Raw genomic sequence first — 14561 nt, forward strand, 5'->3', positions numbered from 1 at the left:
CGGCCCAGCGGCGCGCCGGGGGGCGTTTCCCGCGGGAGGACAGATGATCCGATCGCTTTGCGCCGTCGGCGCGGCGCTGCTGCTCTCGGCCTGCGGCGGCGGAGGGGGCGGGGGCAGCCCCGAGGGCCCGCCCGACACCGGCCGCTCCGTGCTTGAGGACTACTCCGACATCCTCTCGCGCCCGATCACCACCGATCTGCCGATCAGCGGATCGGCGGGCTACAGCGGCGGCATCGTGACCGATTTCGCGCAAGGCGGCGCGGCGCCCGCGGGCCGGATGACCGCCGATCTGGACATCGAGGTTCAGTTCTCGCCCGCCGAGGAGCTGCCGGTCGAGGCGCGGCTTTCGCGGATCGGCGGCAGCTTCGAGGGCCAGCCGCTGGACCTGCCCGACATGCAGGCCGAAAGCCGCTTCAGCTACGTCGCGGTGGACGAGGCGCCTCTGGGCGGGAGGCGCGGCGGGCGGCTGATCACCAGCTTCAGCAACCCCGAGGCGCAGATGGGCGGGCAGACACGGCGGCTGGACCTTCAGCTTCGGGGGGACTTCCGCGGGCCGGGGGGCGCGGCGGTGGCGGGCGAGGTCACGGGCACCGTTCTGACGCCGCCCTTCACGCCCGGGCTGGCGGCGGAGCCGCATGTCGCGACGGGTCGCTTCGCGGTAGAGCGGTGAGAGGGTGCAACTGCGACAGGCGTTTGTCGCCTTCCTGCGATCACGGGGGCCGCGGAGGCTGTAGAGCAGCAGGGGCAGTGGAGCCGGGCCAATGGCCCAGCGGGGCCGTGCCCTCTGCCGGATGTATCTGTGGATGGCTCGATGCCCTGTATCCCCATGCTCCGCGCTGTCGCCTGCGCAGTGCTCGCCAGCGGCTTATGCGGCGCCCCCGGCGGCGAGGCCCGCGCGGACCCGGACGAAATCCCCAAGGCTGCGGCCGAAGCGGCAGAGCTTTCCCGCGCCCTGACCTTCGTCATGCCGAAATACCGCCGGGACACGCAGATCGAGGGCTGCACCCTGCGCTCGCAAAGAACGACGGCGCCCGGCTCTTGCCACTGGGCCGGGGCCTGGCACTGGACCTATCGGGTCGTCGATTTGCGCGCAGTCTCCGAGGTCGATCACCGTGTCAGCCGGTACGGCCCCTACATCGCCTTCGGATCCGCCTGGCAGCCTGCCGAGCGCAGCTACCGCGAGCATGTCATTTCTAGCGGCAAATATTGCGACGGCACCACCAGAGAGCCGTCGCCCTTCAGCATCTTCGGCGTCTACCTTCCGGTCGGTCCCGATCCGGAGCTGGCGCAGTCCATCGCCCGCTACATCGAGCGTCATTGCCGGTTGGACTGGTGGGACACCAATGAAAGCTTGGCCGGCGACCTGCTGCCCCCGGCCCGAGAGCCGGTCCCGGACTGACGCCTGTCCCGCGTGCCGTCAGTTCGTCTTGCGCTTGGGCAGGAAGGGCAGGGGCGCGACGGGCACGCCGTCTTCCAGCAGCTTCTTCGCGTCCTCGATCTTCGCCTCGCCGTGGATCGGGCGGCTGGGGACCTCGCCCTCGTGCATCCGGCGCGCCTCGGCGGCGAAGGAGAGGCCGACATAGTCCGACTTGGCCTCGATCTGCTTGCGCAGCGCCGCCAGCGCCGCCTCGCGCTGGTCGCGCGGCGCGCTGAGGGGCGGCACCCGCGGGCCGGCGCCGGGCTTGGCGGCAGGCTCGGGCCGGACGGCGGGCGCCATCAGCCGCTTCTCGACGCGGGAGGAGCCGCAGATCGCGCAGGACAGCAGCCCGCGCGCGCTGAGATCGTCGAAGGCCGAGGCAGAGGCGAACCAGCTGTCGAAGTCGTGGCCATCGGCGCAGCGCAGGTCGTAGCGGATCATGGGCGGTGGGGTCCGGAGGCTGAAGGGGCCATTCGCAGATAAGACCCCGCGCCGCGCTTGCCAAGCGGCGCCGGGGCGCCTCAGCCCAGCCGCCGGGTCTCGGCCAGCGGGTCGAAGCCGGTGATGATGTGCCGCAGCTCGGGCTCATCGACGCGGGCGGCGGCCTCGGCCAGCGAGAACCACTTGCGCCGGCGCTGGCGCCGCTCGTCCCAGTCCTGCAGCACCTGTGTCACCTCGATGCCGTAGACCATGGCGAGATGCGGTGTGCGGCTGCGGTCGCCGCGTTTGACGTAGGAATAGACCCCAAGGCAGCGGTCGTCGGGCGTGCCGATCAGCCCCGCCTCCTCGCGCGCCTCGGTGGCGGCGGCCTCGGCCGGGGTCTGGCGATTGATCGGCCAGCCCTTGGGCAGGATCCAGCGGCCCGAGCCGCGGCTGGTGATCAGGCAGATCTGCACCGTGCCACCCTGCAGCCGCCAGGGCAGGGCGGCGAACTGCGTCCGCGCCTTGCCCTTCTTGCGGCGCGCGATGCGAAGCGGCAGCTGCAGCGATTTGTTCAGCAACATCGACACTCGGACCCGTGATCGCAGGAGGTGTTCCGACAGTTTCATGCCCGGCCGGGGTCTGGCAAGCTGATGCACCGAAAAGACAGGACGCTCGATGACGCCGATGCCGATCCCACTGCCGCGAGGCCCAGCCCCGGCGCCGCTCTTCATCGGCTCCGAGGTCTATCGCGGCAGCAGCTACGGGGATTGGCATCCGCTCAGGGTGCCGCGCGTCTCGACGGTGATCGACCTTGCGCGGGCGCTGGGCTGGCTGCCGCGCGCGGATTATCGCACCAGCCCGCGGGCCCGCCCCGCCGCGCTGACGGCCTTCCATACGCCCGACTACGTCGCCGCGCTCGAGCGGGTCGAGGCGGCGGGCTGGGCGAGCGAGGCGGACCGGGAGCGCCACGCCCTTGGCACCGTGTCGAACCCGGTCTTTCCCGAGATGTTTCGCCGCCCGGCCACCGGGGTGGGCGGCGCCATGCTGGCCGGGGCGCTTCTGGCGCAGGGCGGCGTGGTGCATCAGCCGGGCGGGGGCACGCATCACGGCATGCCGGACCGGGCGAACGGCTTTTGCTACCTGAACGATCCGGTCTTCGCGATCCTCGCGCTCAAGGCGCATGGCGCGCGGCGCGTCGCCTATGTCGATATCGACGCGCATCCTTGCGACGGGGTCGAGGCGGCCTTTGCCCGCGACCCCGAGGTGCTGCTGATCTCGACCCACGAGGCGGGGCGCTGGCCGCGCACCGGCGCCTTGCACGACGAGGGGGTGGGGCAGGTCTTCAACCTGCCGCTGCCGAAGTTTTCCGGCGACGATGCCATGGCGCTGGCGCGGGATGCCGTGATCCTGCCGGCGGTGCAGCGCTTCGCCCCCGATGCGGTGGTGCTGCAATGCGGGGCCGACGGGCTGCGCGAGGATCCGCAGGCGCGGCTGGATTTCTCGGGGCACGCGCATCTCGGCGTGCTGGAGGGGCTGCGCCCGCTCGCCCCGCGCCTGCTGGTGCAGGGCGGCGGCGGCTACAATCCCTGGAGCGTCGGACGCCTCTGGACCGCGATCTGGGGGCGGCTCTCGGGGCAGGAGCTCCCCGACCTTCTGCCGCCCGAGGCGCAGGCGGTGCTTACCGCGCTGCGCTTTCAGGCCGGGGCGCCGTCGGTGATCCCGCCGCCCGGCCTGATCGCGAGACTGCTGGACGCGCCCCGGCCCGGTCAGATCGAGGGCGATCTGCGGGCCGGGGTGCAGCATCTGGCGGGCCGCCTGCGGGCGCAGGTCTAGGCCCGCCGGGCAGAGATCAGCCCAGCATGCGCTGGACCATCTCCGACAGGTCGCGGCTGAGGCCATCCGTGCCCGCAATCCGCTCGAGCTGGGCGCGCATCTGGCCCTGCCGCGTCTCGTCGTAGCGGCGCCAGCTGTCGAAGGCGGTCGAAAGGCGCGATGCCGTCTGCGGGTTCAGCGCATCGAGCCGGATCAGCCAATCGGCGAGCAGCGCGTAGCTCGCGCCGCCGGGCGCATGGAAGCCCGCCGCATTGCCCGAGAGGCTGCCGAAGACGGCGCGCACCCGGTTCGGGTTCTTCACGTCGAACCCCGGATGCTGCGTCAGCCGCTCGGTCAGGGGGGCGGCCTCCTCCGGCTCTGCCAGCGCGATCTGCAGGCCGAACCACTTGTCCATGACGAGGCGGTCGTGGCTCCACCTGGCCTCGAAGGCGGCGAGCTGGTCCTGCCCCTTGCCGATCGCCAGCAGCGCGCCGAGGGCGGCGATGCTTTGCGTCATGTTGTCCGCCGTCTCGAACTGCGCCCGGGCGCGGGCGCCGCCGTCGCGCAGGGTGATCAGCCCCAGCGCGGCATTGCCAAGGGCGCGGCGGCCCGCCGGCTCTGCCTGCGGCGAATACTCGCCCGGGATCTGCGCGTCCTCGTGCAGGGCCGGCAGGCTATCCTCCAGCGCCTCGGACATGGCCTCGCGCAGGGCGCGGTGACAGGCGCGGATGCGCAGCGGGTCGGGCACATGGCCCAGCCGCGCCAGGTGCGCCGCCATCTCGTCCTGCGTCGGAAGCGCCAGCACCAGCGCGCGGAAGGCCGGGTCGAGCGCGGTGTCGCGCAGCACGGCCCCGAGGCCCTGCAGCCAGCCCGCGTCAGGGGCGGCATCCTCGAGGATCATCGCCGTCAGCGTGGCACGGGCGAGGTCGCGCCCGGCCTCCCAACGGTTGAAGGGATCGGTGTCATGCGCCAGCAGGAAGGCCTTCTCGGCCCCGCTGCTCTCGCGCGTGATCTCCACCGGGGCGGAGAAGCCGCGCAGGATCGAGGGGACGGGCTTGCCGGTGAGCCCCTCGAAGGTGAAGCTCTGCTCGGCTTCCGTCATCTCGAGAAGGGTGGTCGGGACCACCTCGTCGCCATTCGCGCCCAGAAGGCCGACGGCAATCGGGATCACCTGCGGCGCCTTCTCGGTCTGGCCGGGAGTGGGGGCGGTCTCCTGCCGGAAGGTCAGGGTATAGCGCCCGTCCTCGAAGGCATCGGTGACGGTGAGATGCGGCGTGCCGGCCTGGCTGTACCAGCGGGCGAACTGCGTCAGATCGCGCCCCGTCGCATCCTCGAAGACCTTGAGCCAGTCCTCGATGGTCACGGCCTGCCCGTCGTGCCGGTCGAAATAGAGGTCGAGCGCGGCGCGGTACCCCTCGTCCCCGACAAGGCGCTTGAGCATGCCGACGATCTCGGCGCCCTTCTCGTAGACGGTGACGGTGTAGAAGTTGTTGATCTCGACGAAGCTTTCGGGCCGGACGGGGTGCGCCAGCGGGCCCTGATCCTCGCGGAACTGGCGGGCGCGCAGCAGGATCGCATCCTCGATCCGCTTCACCGGGGCCGAGCGCACGTCGGAGGTGAAGCTCTGGTCGCGGAAGACCGTCAGACCCTCTTTCAGGCACAGCTGGAACCAGTCGCGGCAGGTGATGCGGTTGCCGGTCCAGTTGTGGAAATACTCATGCGCGATCACCGCCTCGATCCGCTCGAAGTCGGTGTCGGTCGCGGTCTCGGGGCTGGCGAGGACGAGGCGGGAGTTGAAGATATTCAGCCCCTTGTTCTCCATCGCGCCCATGTTGAAATCATCGACCGCGACGATGTTGAAGACATCGAGATCGTATTCCCGCCCGTAGGCCTCTTCGTCCCAGCGCATGGACAGCTTCAGGCTTTCGAGCGCCCAGCCCGCGCGGCCTTCGTCGCCCGGACGCACCCAGATGTTCAGATCGACCGCGCGGCCCGAGCGGGTCGTGAAGTGGCCCGGCACGCTGACGAGATCGCCCGCTACCAGCGCGAAAAGGTAGGCCGGCTTCGGCCAGGGATCGTGCCATTCGGCCCAGCCGTCGCCCTGGTCCACCGGGTTGCCGTTCGACAGCAGCACCGGCATCTCGCTTTCGACGCGGACGGTGAAGACCGCCATGACGTCGGGGCGGTCGGGGTAGAAGGTGATCTTGCGGAAGCCCTGCGCCTCGCATTGCGTGCAGTACATCCCGCCCGAGCGGTAAAGCCCGTCGAGAGAGGTGTTCGCCTCGGGGTCGATCTCGACCTCGGCCTCGAAGGTGAAGGGGCCGTCGGGCACCGCGCAGGTCAGCCCCTCGGGCGTGATCTCGGGCTGCACCTCGGCGCCGTCGATCCGGGCGGAGAGGAGCGTCATCGTCTCGCCGTTCAGGAAGAAGGGGCCGGAGGGCGCATCGGGGTTCGGCCGGAAGCGGATGCGAGAGGTGACGCGCGTCGCCTTGGGCGACAGGCGGAAGGTCAGTTCGACCCCGTCGATCAGCCAGGGGAAGGGCGCGTAGTCCTTGAGGTAAATCGTCTGGGGTGCAGCATCGCGCATCGCCGTCTCCTGTGTGAACCGAATGGGCCGCCGGTAGTTATGCCCCTAACCCCCGGGCCGCAAGCGGCCCCCTTCGCGACCCCGATAGGAGCCATACCCATGTCCGCCCCCCATACAGACGTCGAAAAGCAGGAACGTCAGCACCGCACACCGCTCGTCGGCATGGGGCTCGCCGCGCTGTTCGGCGTCGTGATGATCGTGCTCCTGTCCTTCTTCGTCTTCGGCGAAGGCGAGACCCCGGAGGCCGAGCAGGTCCTCGACACCTCGACGGGCGAAGTGATCAACACCGATGAGGGCGCGAACGAGGGGGCCGAGGCCGTCGGCGGCGCGACCACCGTCACGCCCGACCAGGCGGCGCCGGAAGAGGCGATCGTCGAGGACGGCGGCGAAGGCGCGGGCGTCGAGGAGACCGACGTCCAGCAATGACGCGCAGCGGCCCCGGCCTGCCGGGGCTGCCGCCTTGCCGCCTGACGGTGCCTCCACTAGGTCTGTGCGCGACGCAGGAACGCAGAGGGAGGCGGCAGGATGGCCCAGCCTGACAAGGAACAGCGCATCGAACGGCACGGGCTCTTCATCGACCCCGTGCTTTTTTCGTTCGTGCAGGACGAGGCGCTCGAAGGGCTGGAGCTGGATCGCGGCGCCTTCTGGAATGATGTCGCCAAGCTGATCCACCGCTTCCGCCCGCAGAACGACGATCTGCTGAAGACCCGCAACCGGATGCAGGCCGAGATCGACGCTTGGCACAAGATGCACCGCGGGCAGGAGATCGACGCAGGCGACTACCGCGCCTTCCTCGAGCGGATCGGTTATATCGTCCCCGAAGGCCCCGCCTTCGAGATCGAGACCGAGAACGTCGATCCCGAGATCGCGCTGCGCCCCGGCCCGCAGCTCGTGGTGCCGATCACCAATGCCCGCTTCGCCCTGAACGCCGCCAATGCCCGCTGGGGCAGCCTTTACGACGCGCTCTACGGCACCGACGCACTGGGCGATCTGCCGCAGGGCGGCGGCTACGACGAGGCGCGCGGCGCCAAGGTCATCGCCTGGGCCAAGGCGCATCTCGACAAGGTAGCCCCGCTCGCGGGCGGCAGCTGGGGCGATGTCACCCGGCTCTGGAGCACGGGCGAGCGCCTCGCCGTCGAAGGCCCGATGGGCGAGACCGGCCTTGCCGATCCCGCGCAATACGCGGGCAGCACGGATGGCGCGGTCCTGCTGCGCGCCAACGGCCTGCTGATCGAGATCGTGATCGATCCCACCAGCCGCATCGGCAGCACCGATGCCGCCGGCATCTCCGACATCCGCCTCGAATCCGCCGTCACCGCGATCATGGACTGCGAGGACAGCGTCGCCACTGTCGATGGCGAGGACAAGGTTCTGGCCTATCGCAACTGGCTGGGGCTGATGAAGGGCGATCTGACCGCCAGCTTCACCAAGGGCGGCGAAAAGATGACCCGCCGGCTCGAGGGCGACCGCACATTCACCGCGCCCGATGGCGCTGAGATGACGGTCAAGGGCCGCAGCCTGATGCTGGTGCGCAACGTCGGCCACCTGATGACCAACCCCGCGATCCTCGACCAGGACGACCGCGAGGTGCCTGAGGGGCTGATCGACGCCGTGGTGACGGTGCTCATTGCGATGCATGACCTGCAAAAGACCGAAGGGCCGCGGAACTCGGTGACCGGCAGCGTCTATGTCGTGAAGCCGAAGATGCATGGCCCCGAAGAGGTTGCCTTCGCCGATGCCGTCTACGGCGCGGTCGAGGAGATGCTGGGCCTGCCGCGCTACACGGTCAAGCTGGGCATCATGGACGAGGAGCGGCGCACCTCGGTCAACCTCGCCGAATGCATCCGCGCGGCGAAGCATCGCGTCGCCTTCATCAACACCGGCTTCCTCGACCGCACCGGCGACGAGATTCATACCTCGATGGAGGCCGGGCCGATGATCCCCAAGGGCGAGATGAAGTCCGCCCCCTGGATCGCCGCCTACGAGGATCGCAACGTCGATATCGGCCTTGCCTGCGGCCTCAAGGGCCGGGCGCAGATCGGCAAGGGCATGTGGGCCATGCCCGACCGGATGGAGGCGATGCTCGACCAGAAGATCGGCCATCCCAAGGCCGGCGCGACCTGCGCCTGGGTGCCGTCGCCCACCGCCGCCACGCTGCACGCGACGCATTACCACGTCGTCGACGTCATGGCGCGGCAGGACGAGCTGGCGAAGGGCGGCCCGCGCGGCAGCCTCGAGGATCTGCTGACGATCCCGCTGGCCACGGGCCGCAACTTCGACGCCGCCGAGGTGCAGCAGGAGGTCGAGAACAACGCGCAGGGCATCCTTGGCTACGTGGTGCGCTGGGTCGATGCCGGTATCGGCTGCTCCAAGGTGCCGGACATCCACGACGTCGGCCTGATGGAAGACCGCGCCACCTGCCGCATCAGCTCTCAGGCGCTGGCGAACTGGCTGCATCACGGCGTGATCACCGAGGATCAGGTTCTGACGGCGATGAAGAAGATGGCCGAGGTGGTGGACCGCCAGAACGCGGGCGACGCCGGCTACAAGCCGATGGCGCCCGGGTTCGACGGCCTCGCCTTCCGCGCCGCCTGCGACCTCGTCTTCGAGGGGCGCCAGCAGCCCTCCGGCTACACCGAGCCGGTCCTGCACCGCCGCCGACTGGAGCTGAAGGCCACGCTCTAGCGCCCGCTCCTTCGTACGAAGGCCTGCCACTCGGCCCCGGCCCCCTCACGGCGCTGCAGCATCTGCAGCGCCGTTTGCGTGTCGTGCGAGTAGGGGAGCCGGGTCGCGATCTCTAGGTCGCGGCGCGACACGCCCAGATCCTCGAGGAGGCGCGGGTCGATGTCGCGCAGCCGCCGGCGGGGCCGGCGCGGGGGCCGCGGCGGGCGGCGAGCCAAGGTCAGGCAAAGTCCGACGTTCAGGTGGGGCAGGGTGATCATCATCGTCTCTCTCCGCTGTCGCGGCCCCTCGCTGGGCCGTTGACTCGAAGCTGGCGACATGGCACCGTTCAATCAAACGAATAGATGTGATCCCAAAGATCAGGAAATCTGTCAGATGAACCGGATGACCCTGCCGGAGCCGCCGCTGCTCGACCTCGATCTTCTGCGCAGCCTGATCGCCATCGCGGAGCGGGGCAGCTTTTCCGCCGCGGCGGAGGTGGTGCATCGCACGCCCTCGGCCATCTCGATGCAGGTCAAGAAGATGGAGGATCTGCTTGGGCGCCCGCTGTTCCTGCGCGACAGCCGCTCCGTCGCCCTGACGGAGGACGGGCGCGCGCTGCTGGAGCATGCCCGCCGGATGCTGGCGCTGAACCGCGAGGCGCTGGCCCGTTTCGTCAGCCCCGACCTTGCGGGCACCGTCAGGCTGGGGGCCCCCGACCACGTCGCCGCCTCGGTGCTGCCCGATCTGCTGCGCCGCTTCGGCGACAGCCATCCGGGCGTCACCGTCGACGTCTCGGTCGGGCTGACGCGCCGCCTGCGCCAGCAGCTGCGGCAGGGACTCTCGGTGCTGTCGCTCGATCTCGCGCTGTTCACCGTAGATTGCGACGGGGGCGAGACGACCGTCGTCGATGCCGAGCTGGAGCTGCTGTGGAAAGAGCCGCTGGTCTGGGGCATCGCGCGCAGCGGTGTCGCGGCAGAGCGTCATCCCTTGCCCGTCGCTGCCTGGGACGAAAGTTGCAGCTGGGCCTCGGCCGGTTTCGCCGCGCTGCAGGCGCAGGGCCGGGACTACCGCATCGCCTTCAAGAGCGCGCATACGGTCTGCCAGCTCGCGGCGCTGCGCGCGGATCTGGCGGTGGCACCCGTTCCCCTGTCGCAACTGGGGGAAGGGGTGGTCGAGGCGCCTGCCTCTGCCGGTCTGCCGCCCTTGCCCGACACCGGGCTTGCGCTTGCCGTGGCGCTTGATGCCGCGCCGCCGGTGCGGGCGGCGGCCGATCACCTGCGCGCGGCCTTCTCCGCCCGCGGTTAACGCGGGCGCCGCGCCGCCGGCTGCCCAATTGCCGGGCAGCTGCCTTGCACGGGTGCACAAAGGCTCTGCGCGGTCTTTTCACCGCGCCGGGCAGGGCCTAGCTTGGGGGCAGGCAAACCGGAGGTCGCATGTCCCGCCCCGTTATTGGCATCATCAGCAACAGCCTTACCGTCGACGATTACAACAGCCATGCCGGAGGCACGATGAACGCCTCGGCCGTGGCGCAGGTCGCCGAGGGGCTGCCGCTGATCGTGCCGGCCGACCCCACCCTCGTCAGCGTGCCGGAGTTGATGGAGACCTGCGACGGTTTCCTCTTCACCGGCGGGCGACCGAACGTGCATCCGGGTGAATATGGCGAGGAGGAGACGCCCGCCCATGGCGCCTTCGACCGCAACCGCGATGCCGTCACGCTGCCGCTGATCCGCGCCTGCGTCGAGCGGGGGCAGCCCTTCTTCGGCATCTGCCGCGGCTTTCAGGAGGTGAACGTGGCCATGGGAGGCTCGCTCTACCCAGAAATCCGCGATCTGCCGGGGCGCGACAATCACCGCATGCCCCCCGACGGCACGATCGAGGAGAAGTTCGCCCTGCGCCATGTCGTGACCTTCACCGAGGGCGGACCCTTCCACCGCCTCTTCGGCCGGACCGAGGTGATGACCAACACGCTGCACGGGCAGGGGGTGAACCGGCCCGGCGCGCGCATCGCCATCGACGGCCATGCCCCCGACGGCACGCCCGAGGCGCTTTACGTGCGCGGGGCCACGGGCTTTACCCTCTCGGTGCAGTGGCACCCTGAGTATAACGCCGCCGCGGATCCCGTCTCTCGCCCGCTGTTCGAGGCCTTTGGCCGCGCCTGCCGCGCCTGGGCCGCGAGCCGCACCCCGGTGCAGGTGCTGCAAAGCGCCTGACGCGCTGCCGGGGGAGGGCAGGGACATGAGACGCTCGCGCATCAATACCGTCATGGCAGAGGCCGCGGAGGTCGTCCGCAGCCAGGGCCTCCATCTGCCGCCCTGGGCCTGGTGGAGCCCGGCGGAGTTCATGGCGCGGCGCGACAGCGCCCGCGGGGTGATCGAGGCGGGCTGTGGCTGGGAGGTCACGGACTACGGCACCGGCGATTTCGACCGGAGCGGGCTCGTGCTTTTCACCCTGCGCAACGTGACGCCGGCGGACCGGGCGCAGGGGACCGGCTATGCCGAACGGCTGCTGGTCAGCCGGCAGGACCAGCTCTCGCCGATGCGGAGCCATACCCATGGGGCCGGCGACATCATCAACCGTGGCGGCGCCGCGCTGGTGGTGGAGCTTTACGGGTCCGACGACAGGGGCGGCTTCGCCAAGGGGCGCGGCGGGCGGGTGCTGCGCGACGGTATCGCCTGCGACTTCGCCCCCGGCGACCGCATCCGCCTGCAGCCCGGAGAGAGCCTGACGCTAAGGCCCGGCGACTGGCATGCCTTCTGGGGCGAGGGCGGCAGCGTGCTGATCGGCACGGTCTCGACCGCGGGCGATACAGCCGGAGATACCCTTTTTCGCGACGAGATCGGCCCCTTCGGCCCGGTCGAAGAGGATGCCTCGCCCGAGCACCTGCTGGTCAGCGACTACCGCAGCTGGCTGGGCTGAGGCGCCGGAACCTCGCGCCAGGCGCCCGGTTCCAGCCCCTCGACGCTCCAATCGCCGATGCGCCAGCGCACGAGGCGCAGCGTCGGCAGGCCGATGGCGGCGGTCATCCGGCGGACCTGCCGATTGCGCCCCTCGCGGATCGTCAGCGAGATCCAGGCATCGGGCACGGTCTTGCGAAAGCGGACGGGCGGGACGCGCGGCCAGAGGTCGGGCGCGGCGATGCAGCGCGCCTCGGCCGGGCGGGTCATCCCGTCCTTCAGCCGCAGACCGTCCCGCAGCGGCTGCAGATCGGCCTCCGTCGGGGCGCCTTCGACCTGCACGAGGTAGGTCTTGGCCTGCGCATGGGCGGGATCGGCGATGCGGGCCTGCAGCCGACCGTCGTCGGTCAGCAAGAGCAGCCCCTCGCTGTCGCGGTCAAGGCGGCCTGCGGGATAGACGCCGGGACTGTCGATGAAATCCGACAGGGTCGCGCGTTTCGTGACGCTCTTCGCGTCGGTGAACTGCGACAGCACGTCCATCGGCTTGTTGAACAGGATGAGGCGGCTCATGGCCGTCCTTTTAGCGCCGGGGGACGCAGGGCGCCAGTGGCGCGGGCCGCGCTAGCCGGCGGTCTTCTTGGCCTTGGCGCGGGTCTTTTTCTTCGGCTCGGGCTTCGCCTCTGCGGCGGCTTTCGCCTGCTGCTCGAGGCGGGCGGCCTGAAGACGATCCTTCTGCGCCTTCCGCTTGTCGTTGTCGGCCGAGATGATCTCGGTCGCGACGCGCGTCGTCTCTTCGGCGCGGGTCTCGGACTTGGACGGTTTGAAGAGCGGCGGCGTGGAGGGCATCGGGGTCCTCGTCGTGTCGATTGGCCCGGGGGCCAACGAAAAAGGGCGGGGCCAGTGGCCCCGCCCGATCAATCAGGCCAGCTCGAGGTTGACGGCCGACTGACGGCCATCACGGCCGCTTTCGATGTCGTAGCTCACCTTCTGGTCGTCGGCGAGGCCGGACAGGCCCGAACGCTCAACGGCAGAGATGTGCACGAAAACGTCCTTGCCGCCCCCGTCCGGAGCGATGAAGCCGAAGCCTTTGGTGGTGTTGAACCATTTCACGGTGCCAGTGGCCATATCCGTGGTCTCCTGTCTCTTTGCTGCCCGCAGTATGCGGCAGCGTGGCGAACGCGGTCTCGATCGATCAACTGAGGCCGGAAAGCGCAGACAGAGATGCAATAGAAAAGCGGTAGCCCTAGGAAGATGGGGCAGGGCGGGCTTCGGCGCAAGCCCCTAAATGCAATGACCGGGTTCTGGGCGTTTTGACGCCCGGTATCAGGGGGATAAGCGGCATGATGGAAAAAACTGCCGCCGGGGGGAGAAAGGCCCTTGATCCGAATCCCCTCATGGGCCACATGCCGCCTCAAGACGCCAACGCACGCGCCTCTGGCCACGCCTGGTCGCCAGCCCCCGATGACGGGGCAGACGAACGAGCCCAGCACGCGTTTATGCAGCGACGGTAACGTCTCCATTGGAACGAGCCGGCCCTTGGGCCCCCCTGTCTGGCGGAGATGACCATGACCCTGCATTTCTCTGACGCTTCGGCGTCGGCGCGCCTTCCCGTATCCTCGCGCCTCGAGGCCTATGCCGCCACCGCGCCCTTCGACCGGCCGACGCTGGTCATCGACCTCGACCGGGTCGAGGCGCAGTTCCGCGCCCTGCGTGCGGGCCTCGGCCGCGCCGACATTCACTATGCCGTCAAGGCGAACCCGCATCCGGCGATCATCGAGCGCCTCGTGCAGCTGGGCGCGCATTTCGATGCCGCCAGCCGCGGCGAGATCGAGCTTTGCCTCAGCCAGGGCGCGCGCCCCGAGCACGTCAGCTTCGGCAACACGATCAAGCGCGCCAGCGACATCGCCTTCGCGCATAACGCGGGCATTGGCCTTTTCGCGGCAGATGCCGCCGAAGAGCTGGAAAAGATCGCCGAGAACGCGCCGGGCGCGCGCGTCTACATCCGCCTGATCGTCGAGACCTCCTCGGCGGACTGGCCGCTGACGCGCAAGTTCGGCTGCGACCGCAGCATGGCGCTGGAGCTTCTGGACCGCGCGACCGAGCTGGGCCTGCGGCCCGTCGGCTTCTCCTTCCATGTTGGCAGCCAGACCCGGCGGGCCGAGATGTGGACCCCCGTCCTCGACAAGCTTTCGGGCATCTGGGCCGCGGCGCAGGAGGCGGGTCACGACCTGCAGCTGCTGAACATCGGCGGCGGCTTCCCGGCCTTCTACGGCGAGGCGATCGACGCGCCGACCGATTACGCCGCCGCCGTGGTGGCGATGGTCGAAGAGCGCTTTCCGGGCGTGCCGCACCTGATGGCCGAGCCGGGGCGCGGCATGGTCGCCGAGGCCGGCGTCATCGCCTGCGAGGTCATGCTGACCTCGCGCAAGTCCGACCGCGACATGCACCGCTGGGTCTACCTCTCGATCGGCCGTTTCTCGGGGCTGGCCGAGACGGAGGGCGAGGCGATCCGCTACGAGTTCGTGACCCCGCACGACGGCGAGGCGACGGGCCCCTGCATCCTTGCCGGCCCCTCCTGCGACAGCGCCGACGTGCTGTACGAGAAGCGGCCGATGAACCTGCCGCTGGCGCTGAAATCCGGCGACCGGGTGCTGATCCGCGGCACCGGGGCCTATACCTCGACCTATTCCTCGGTCTGCTTCAACGGCTTCCCGCCGCTGGACGTCGAGGTGATCTGAGACGCAAAAAGGGGGCCTCGCGGCCC

Annotated in this window: 16 protein-coding genes; 9 read left to right on the forward strand and 7 right to left on the reverse strand. The window is 69.8% G+C overall.

Translation table 11 applies throughout. From position 1 onward, the window contains the following. Positions 1-43 precede the first annotated feature (43 nt). Positions 44-670 carry a hypothetical protein gene (locus DFP88_RS01545; RefSeq protein ID WP_110812681.1) on the forward strand — a complete coding sequence of 209 codons (627 nt, stop codon included), beginning with the start codon at positions 44-46 and terminating at the stop codon, positions 668-670. A gap of 156 nt (positions 671-826) precedes the next feature. Then, a complete protein-coding gene (locus tag DFP88_RS01550; RefSeq protein WP_110812682.1) occupies positions 827-1399 on the forward strand; it encodes a hypothetical protein in 573 nt (190 codons plus the stop codon). An 18-nt stretch (positions 1400-1417) separates the two neighbouring features. Here DFP88_RS01550 and DFP88_RS01555 read toward each other — a convergent pair whose 3' ends face one another. Next, positions 1418-1858, reverse strand: coding sequence for a DUF1178 family protein (locus tag DFP88_RS01555; RefSeq protein WP_110812683.1), 441 nt, complete (start codon positions 1856-1858; stop codon positions 1418-1420). Between the two features lie 80 nt (positions 1859-1938). Then, positions 1939-2421, reverse strand: coding sequence for an NUDIX hydrolase (locus DFP88_RS01560; RefSeq protein WP_110812684.1), 483 nt, complete (start codon positions 2419-2421; stop codon positions 1939-1941). A 103-nt stretch (positions 2422-2524) separates the two neighbouring features. Between DFP88_RS01560 and DFP88_RS01565 the strand changes: the two genes are divergently transcribed. Beyond that, positions 2525-3673 (forward strand): acetoin utilization protein AcuC, encoded by a 1149-nt coding sequence (locus tag DFP88_RS01565; RefSeq protein ID WP_245904631.1) that lies wholly within the window; start codon positions 2525-2527, stop codon positions 3671-3673. A 16-nt stretch (positions 3674-3689) separates the two neighbouring features. Here the strand turns inward: DFP88_RS01565 and pepN are convergent, their stop codons facing one another. Continuing rightward, positions 3690-6239 (reverse strand): aminopeptidase N, encoded by a 2550-nt coding sequence (pepN, locus tag DFP88_RS01570; RefSeq protein ID WP_110812686.1) that lies wholly within the window; start codon positions 6237-6239, stop codon positions 3690-3692. Between the two features lie 99 nt (positions 6240-6338). Between pepN and DFP88_RS01575 the strand changes: the two genes are divergently transcribed. Both DFP88_RS01575 and DFP88_RS01580 read left to right on the forward strand, forming a co-directional pair. Continuing rightward, the gene (locus DFP88_RS01575) at positions 6339-6665 is read left to right on the forward strand and encodes a hypothetical protein (RefSeq protein WP_110812687.1); all 327 of its coding nucleotides are present in this window, start codon (positions 6339-6341) and stop codon (positions 6663-6665) included. Positions 6666-6764: 99 nt separating this feature from the next. After that, positions 6765-8924: a malate synthase G gene (locus DFP88_RS01580; RefSeq protein ID WP_110812688.1), complete on the forward strand. Its 2160-nt coding sequence runs from the start codon at positions 6765-6767 to the stop codon at positions 8922-8924. Here DFP88_RS01580 and DFP88_RS01585 read toward each other — a convergent pair. Then, positions 8921-9184 carry a hypothetical protein gene (locus DFP88_RS01585; RefSeq protein WP_110812689.1) on the reverse strand — a complete coding sequence of 88 codons (264 nt, stop codon included), beginning with the start codon at positions 9182-9184 and terminating at the stop codon, positions 8921-8923. The two genes, DFP88_RS01580 and DFP88_RS01585, sit on opposite strands and share 4 nt — an antisense overlap. A gap of 112 nt (positions 9185-9296) precedes the next feature. On the opposite strand from DFP88_RS01585, the gene DFP88_RS01590 reads away from it, so the two are divergent. The 3 genes from DFP88_RS01590 (at position 9297) to DFP88_RS01600 (ending at position 11819) form a co-directional block, all read left to right on the forward strand. After that, positions 9297-10208, forward strand: a complete 912-nt coding sequence (locus DFP88_RS01590; protein WP_220032271.1) for a LysR family transcriptional regulator — start codon at positions 9297-9299, stop codon at positions 10206-10208. 128 nt (positions 10209-10336) lie between these two features. Continuing rightward, positions 10337-11113 (forward strand): gamma-glutamyl-gamma-aminobutyrate hydrolase family protein, encoded by a 777-nt coding sequence (locus DFP88_RS01595; RefSeq protein WP_110812690.1) that lies wholly within the window; start codon positions 10337-10339, stop codon positions 11111-11113. Positions 11114-11138: 25 nt separating this feature from the next. After that, on the forward strand, positions 11139-11819 hold the full coding sequence (locus DFP88_RS01600) for a D-lyxose/D-mannose family sugar isomerase (protein WP_110812691.1): 681 nt from the start codon (positions 11139-11141) through the stop codon (positions 11817-11819). Here the strand turns inward: DFP88_RS01600 and DFP88_RS01605 are convergent. The 3 genes from DFP88_RS01605 to DFP88_RS01615 form a co-directional block, all read right to left on the reverse strand. Continuing rightward, complete coding sequence (locus DFP88_RS01605; protein WP_110812692.1) at positions 11798-12367, reverse strand: pseudouridine synthase; 570 nt, start codon at positions 12365-12367, stop codon at positions 11798-11800. The two genes, DFP88_RS01600 and DFP88_RS01605, sit on opposite strands and share 22 nt — an antisense overlap. A gap of 51 nt (positions 12368-12418) precedes the next feature. After that, on the reverse strand, positions 12419-12643 hold the full coding sequence (locus tag DFP88_RS01610) for a hypothetical protein (protein ID WP_110812693.1): 225 nt from the start codon (positions 12641-12643) through the stop codon (positions 12419-12421). Between the two features lie 72 nt (positions 12644-12715). Then, positions 12716-12922 (reverse strand): cold-shock protein, encoded by a 207-nt coding sequence (locus DFP88_RS01615; protein WP_110812694.1) that lies wholly within the window; start codon positions 12920-12922, stop codon positions 12716-12718. Between the two features lie 440 nt (positions 12923-13362). Between DFP88_RS01615 and DFP88_RS01620 the strand changes: the two genes are divergently transcribed. Further along, positions 13363-14535 carry a type III PLP-dependent enzyme gene (locus tag DFP88_RS01620; RefSeq protein ID WP_110813279.1) on the forward strand — a complete coding sequence of 391 codons (1173 nt, stop codon included), beginning with the start codon at positions 13363-13365 and terminating at the stop codon, positions 14533-14535. The last annotated feature ends 26 nt before the right edge of the window (positions 14536-14561 follow it).

The sequence above is a fragment of the Pseudoroseicyclus aestuarii genome (genome assembly GCF_003217255.1).
In the GTDB taxonomy this organism is placed as follows: domain Bacteria; phylum Pseudomonadota; class Alphaproteobacteria; order Rhodobacterales; family Rhodobacteraceae; genus Pseudoroseicyclus; species Pseudoroseicyclus aestuarii.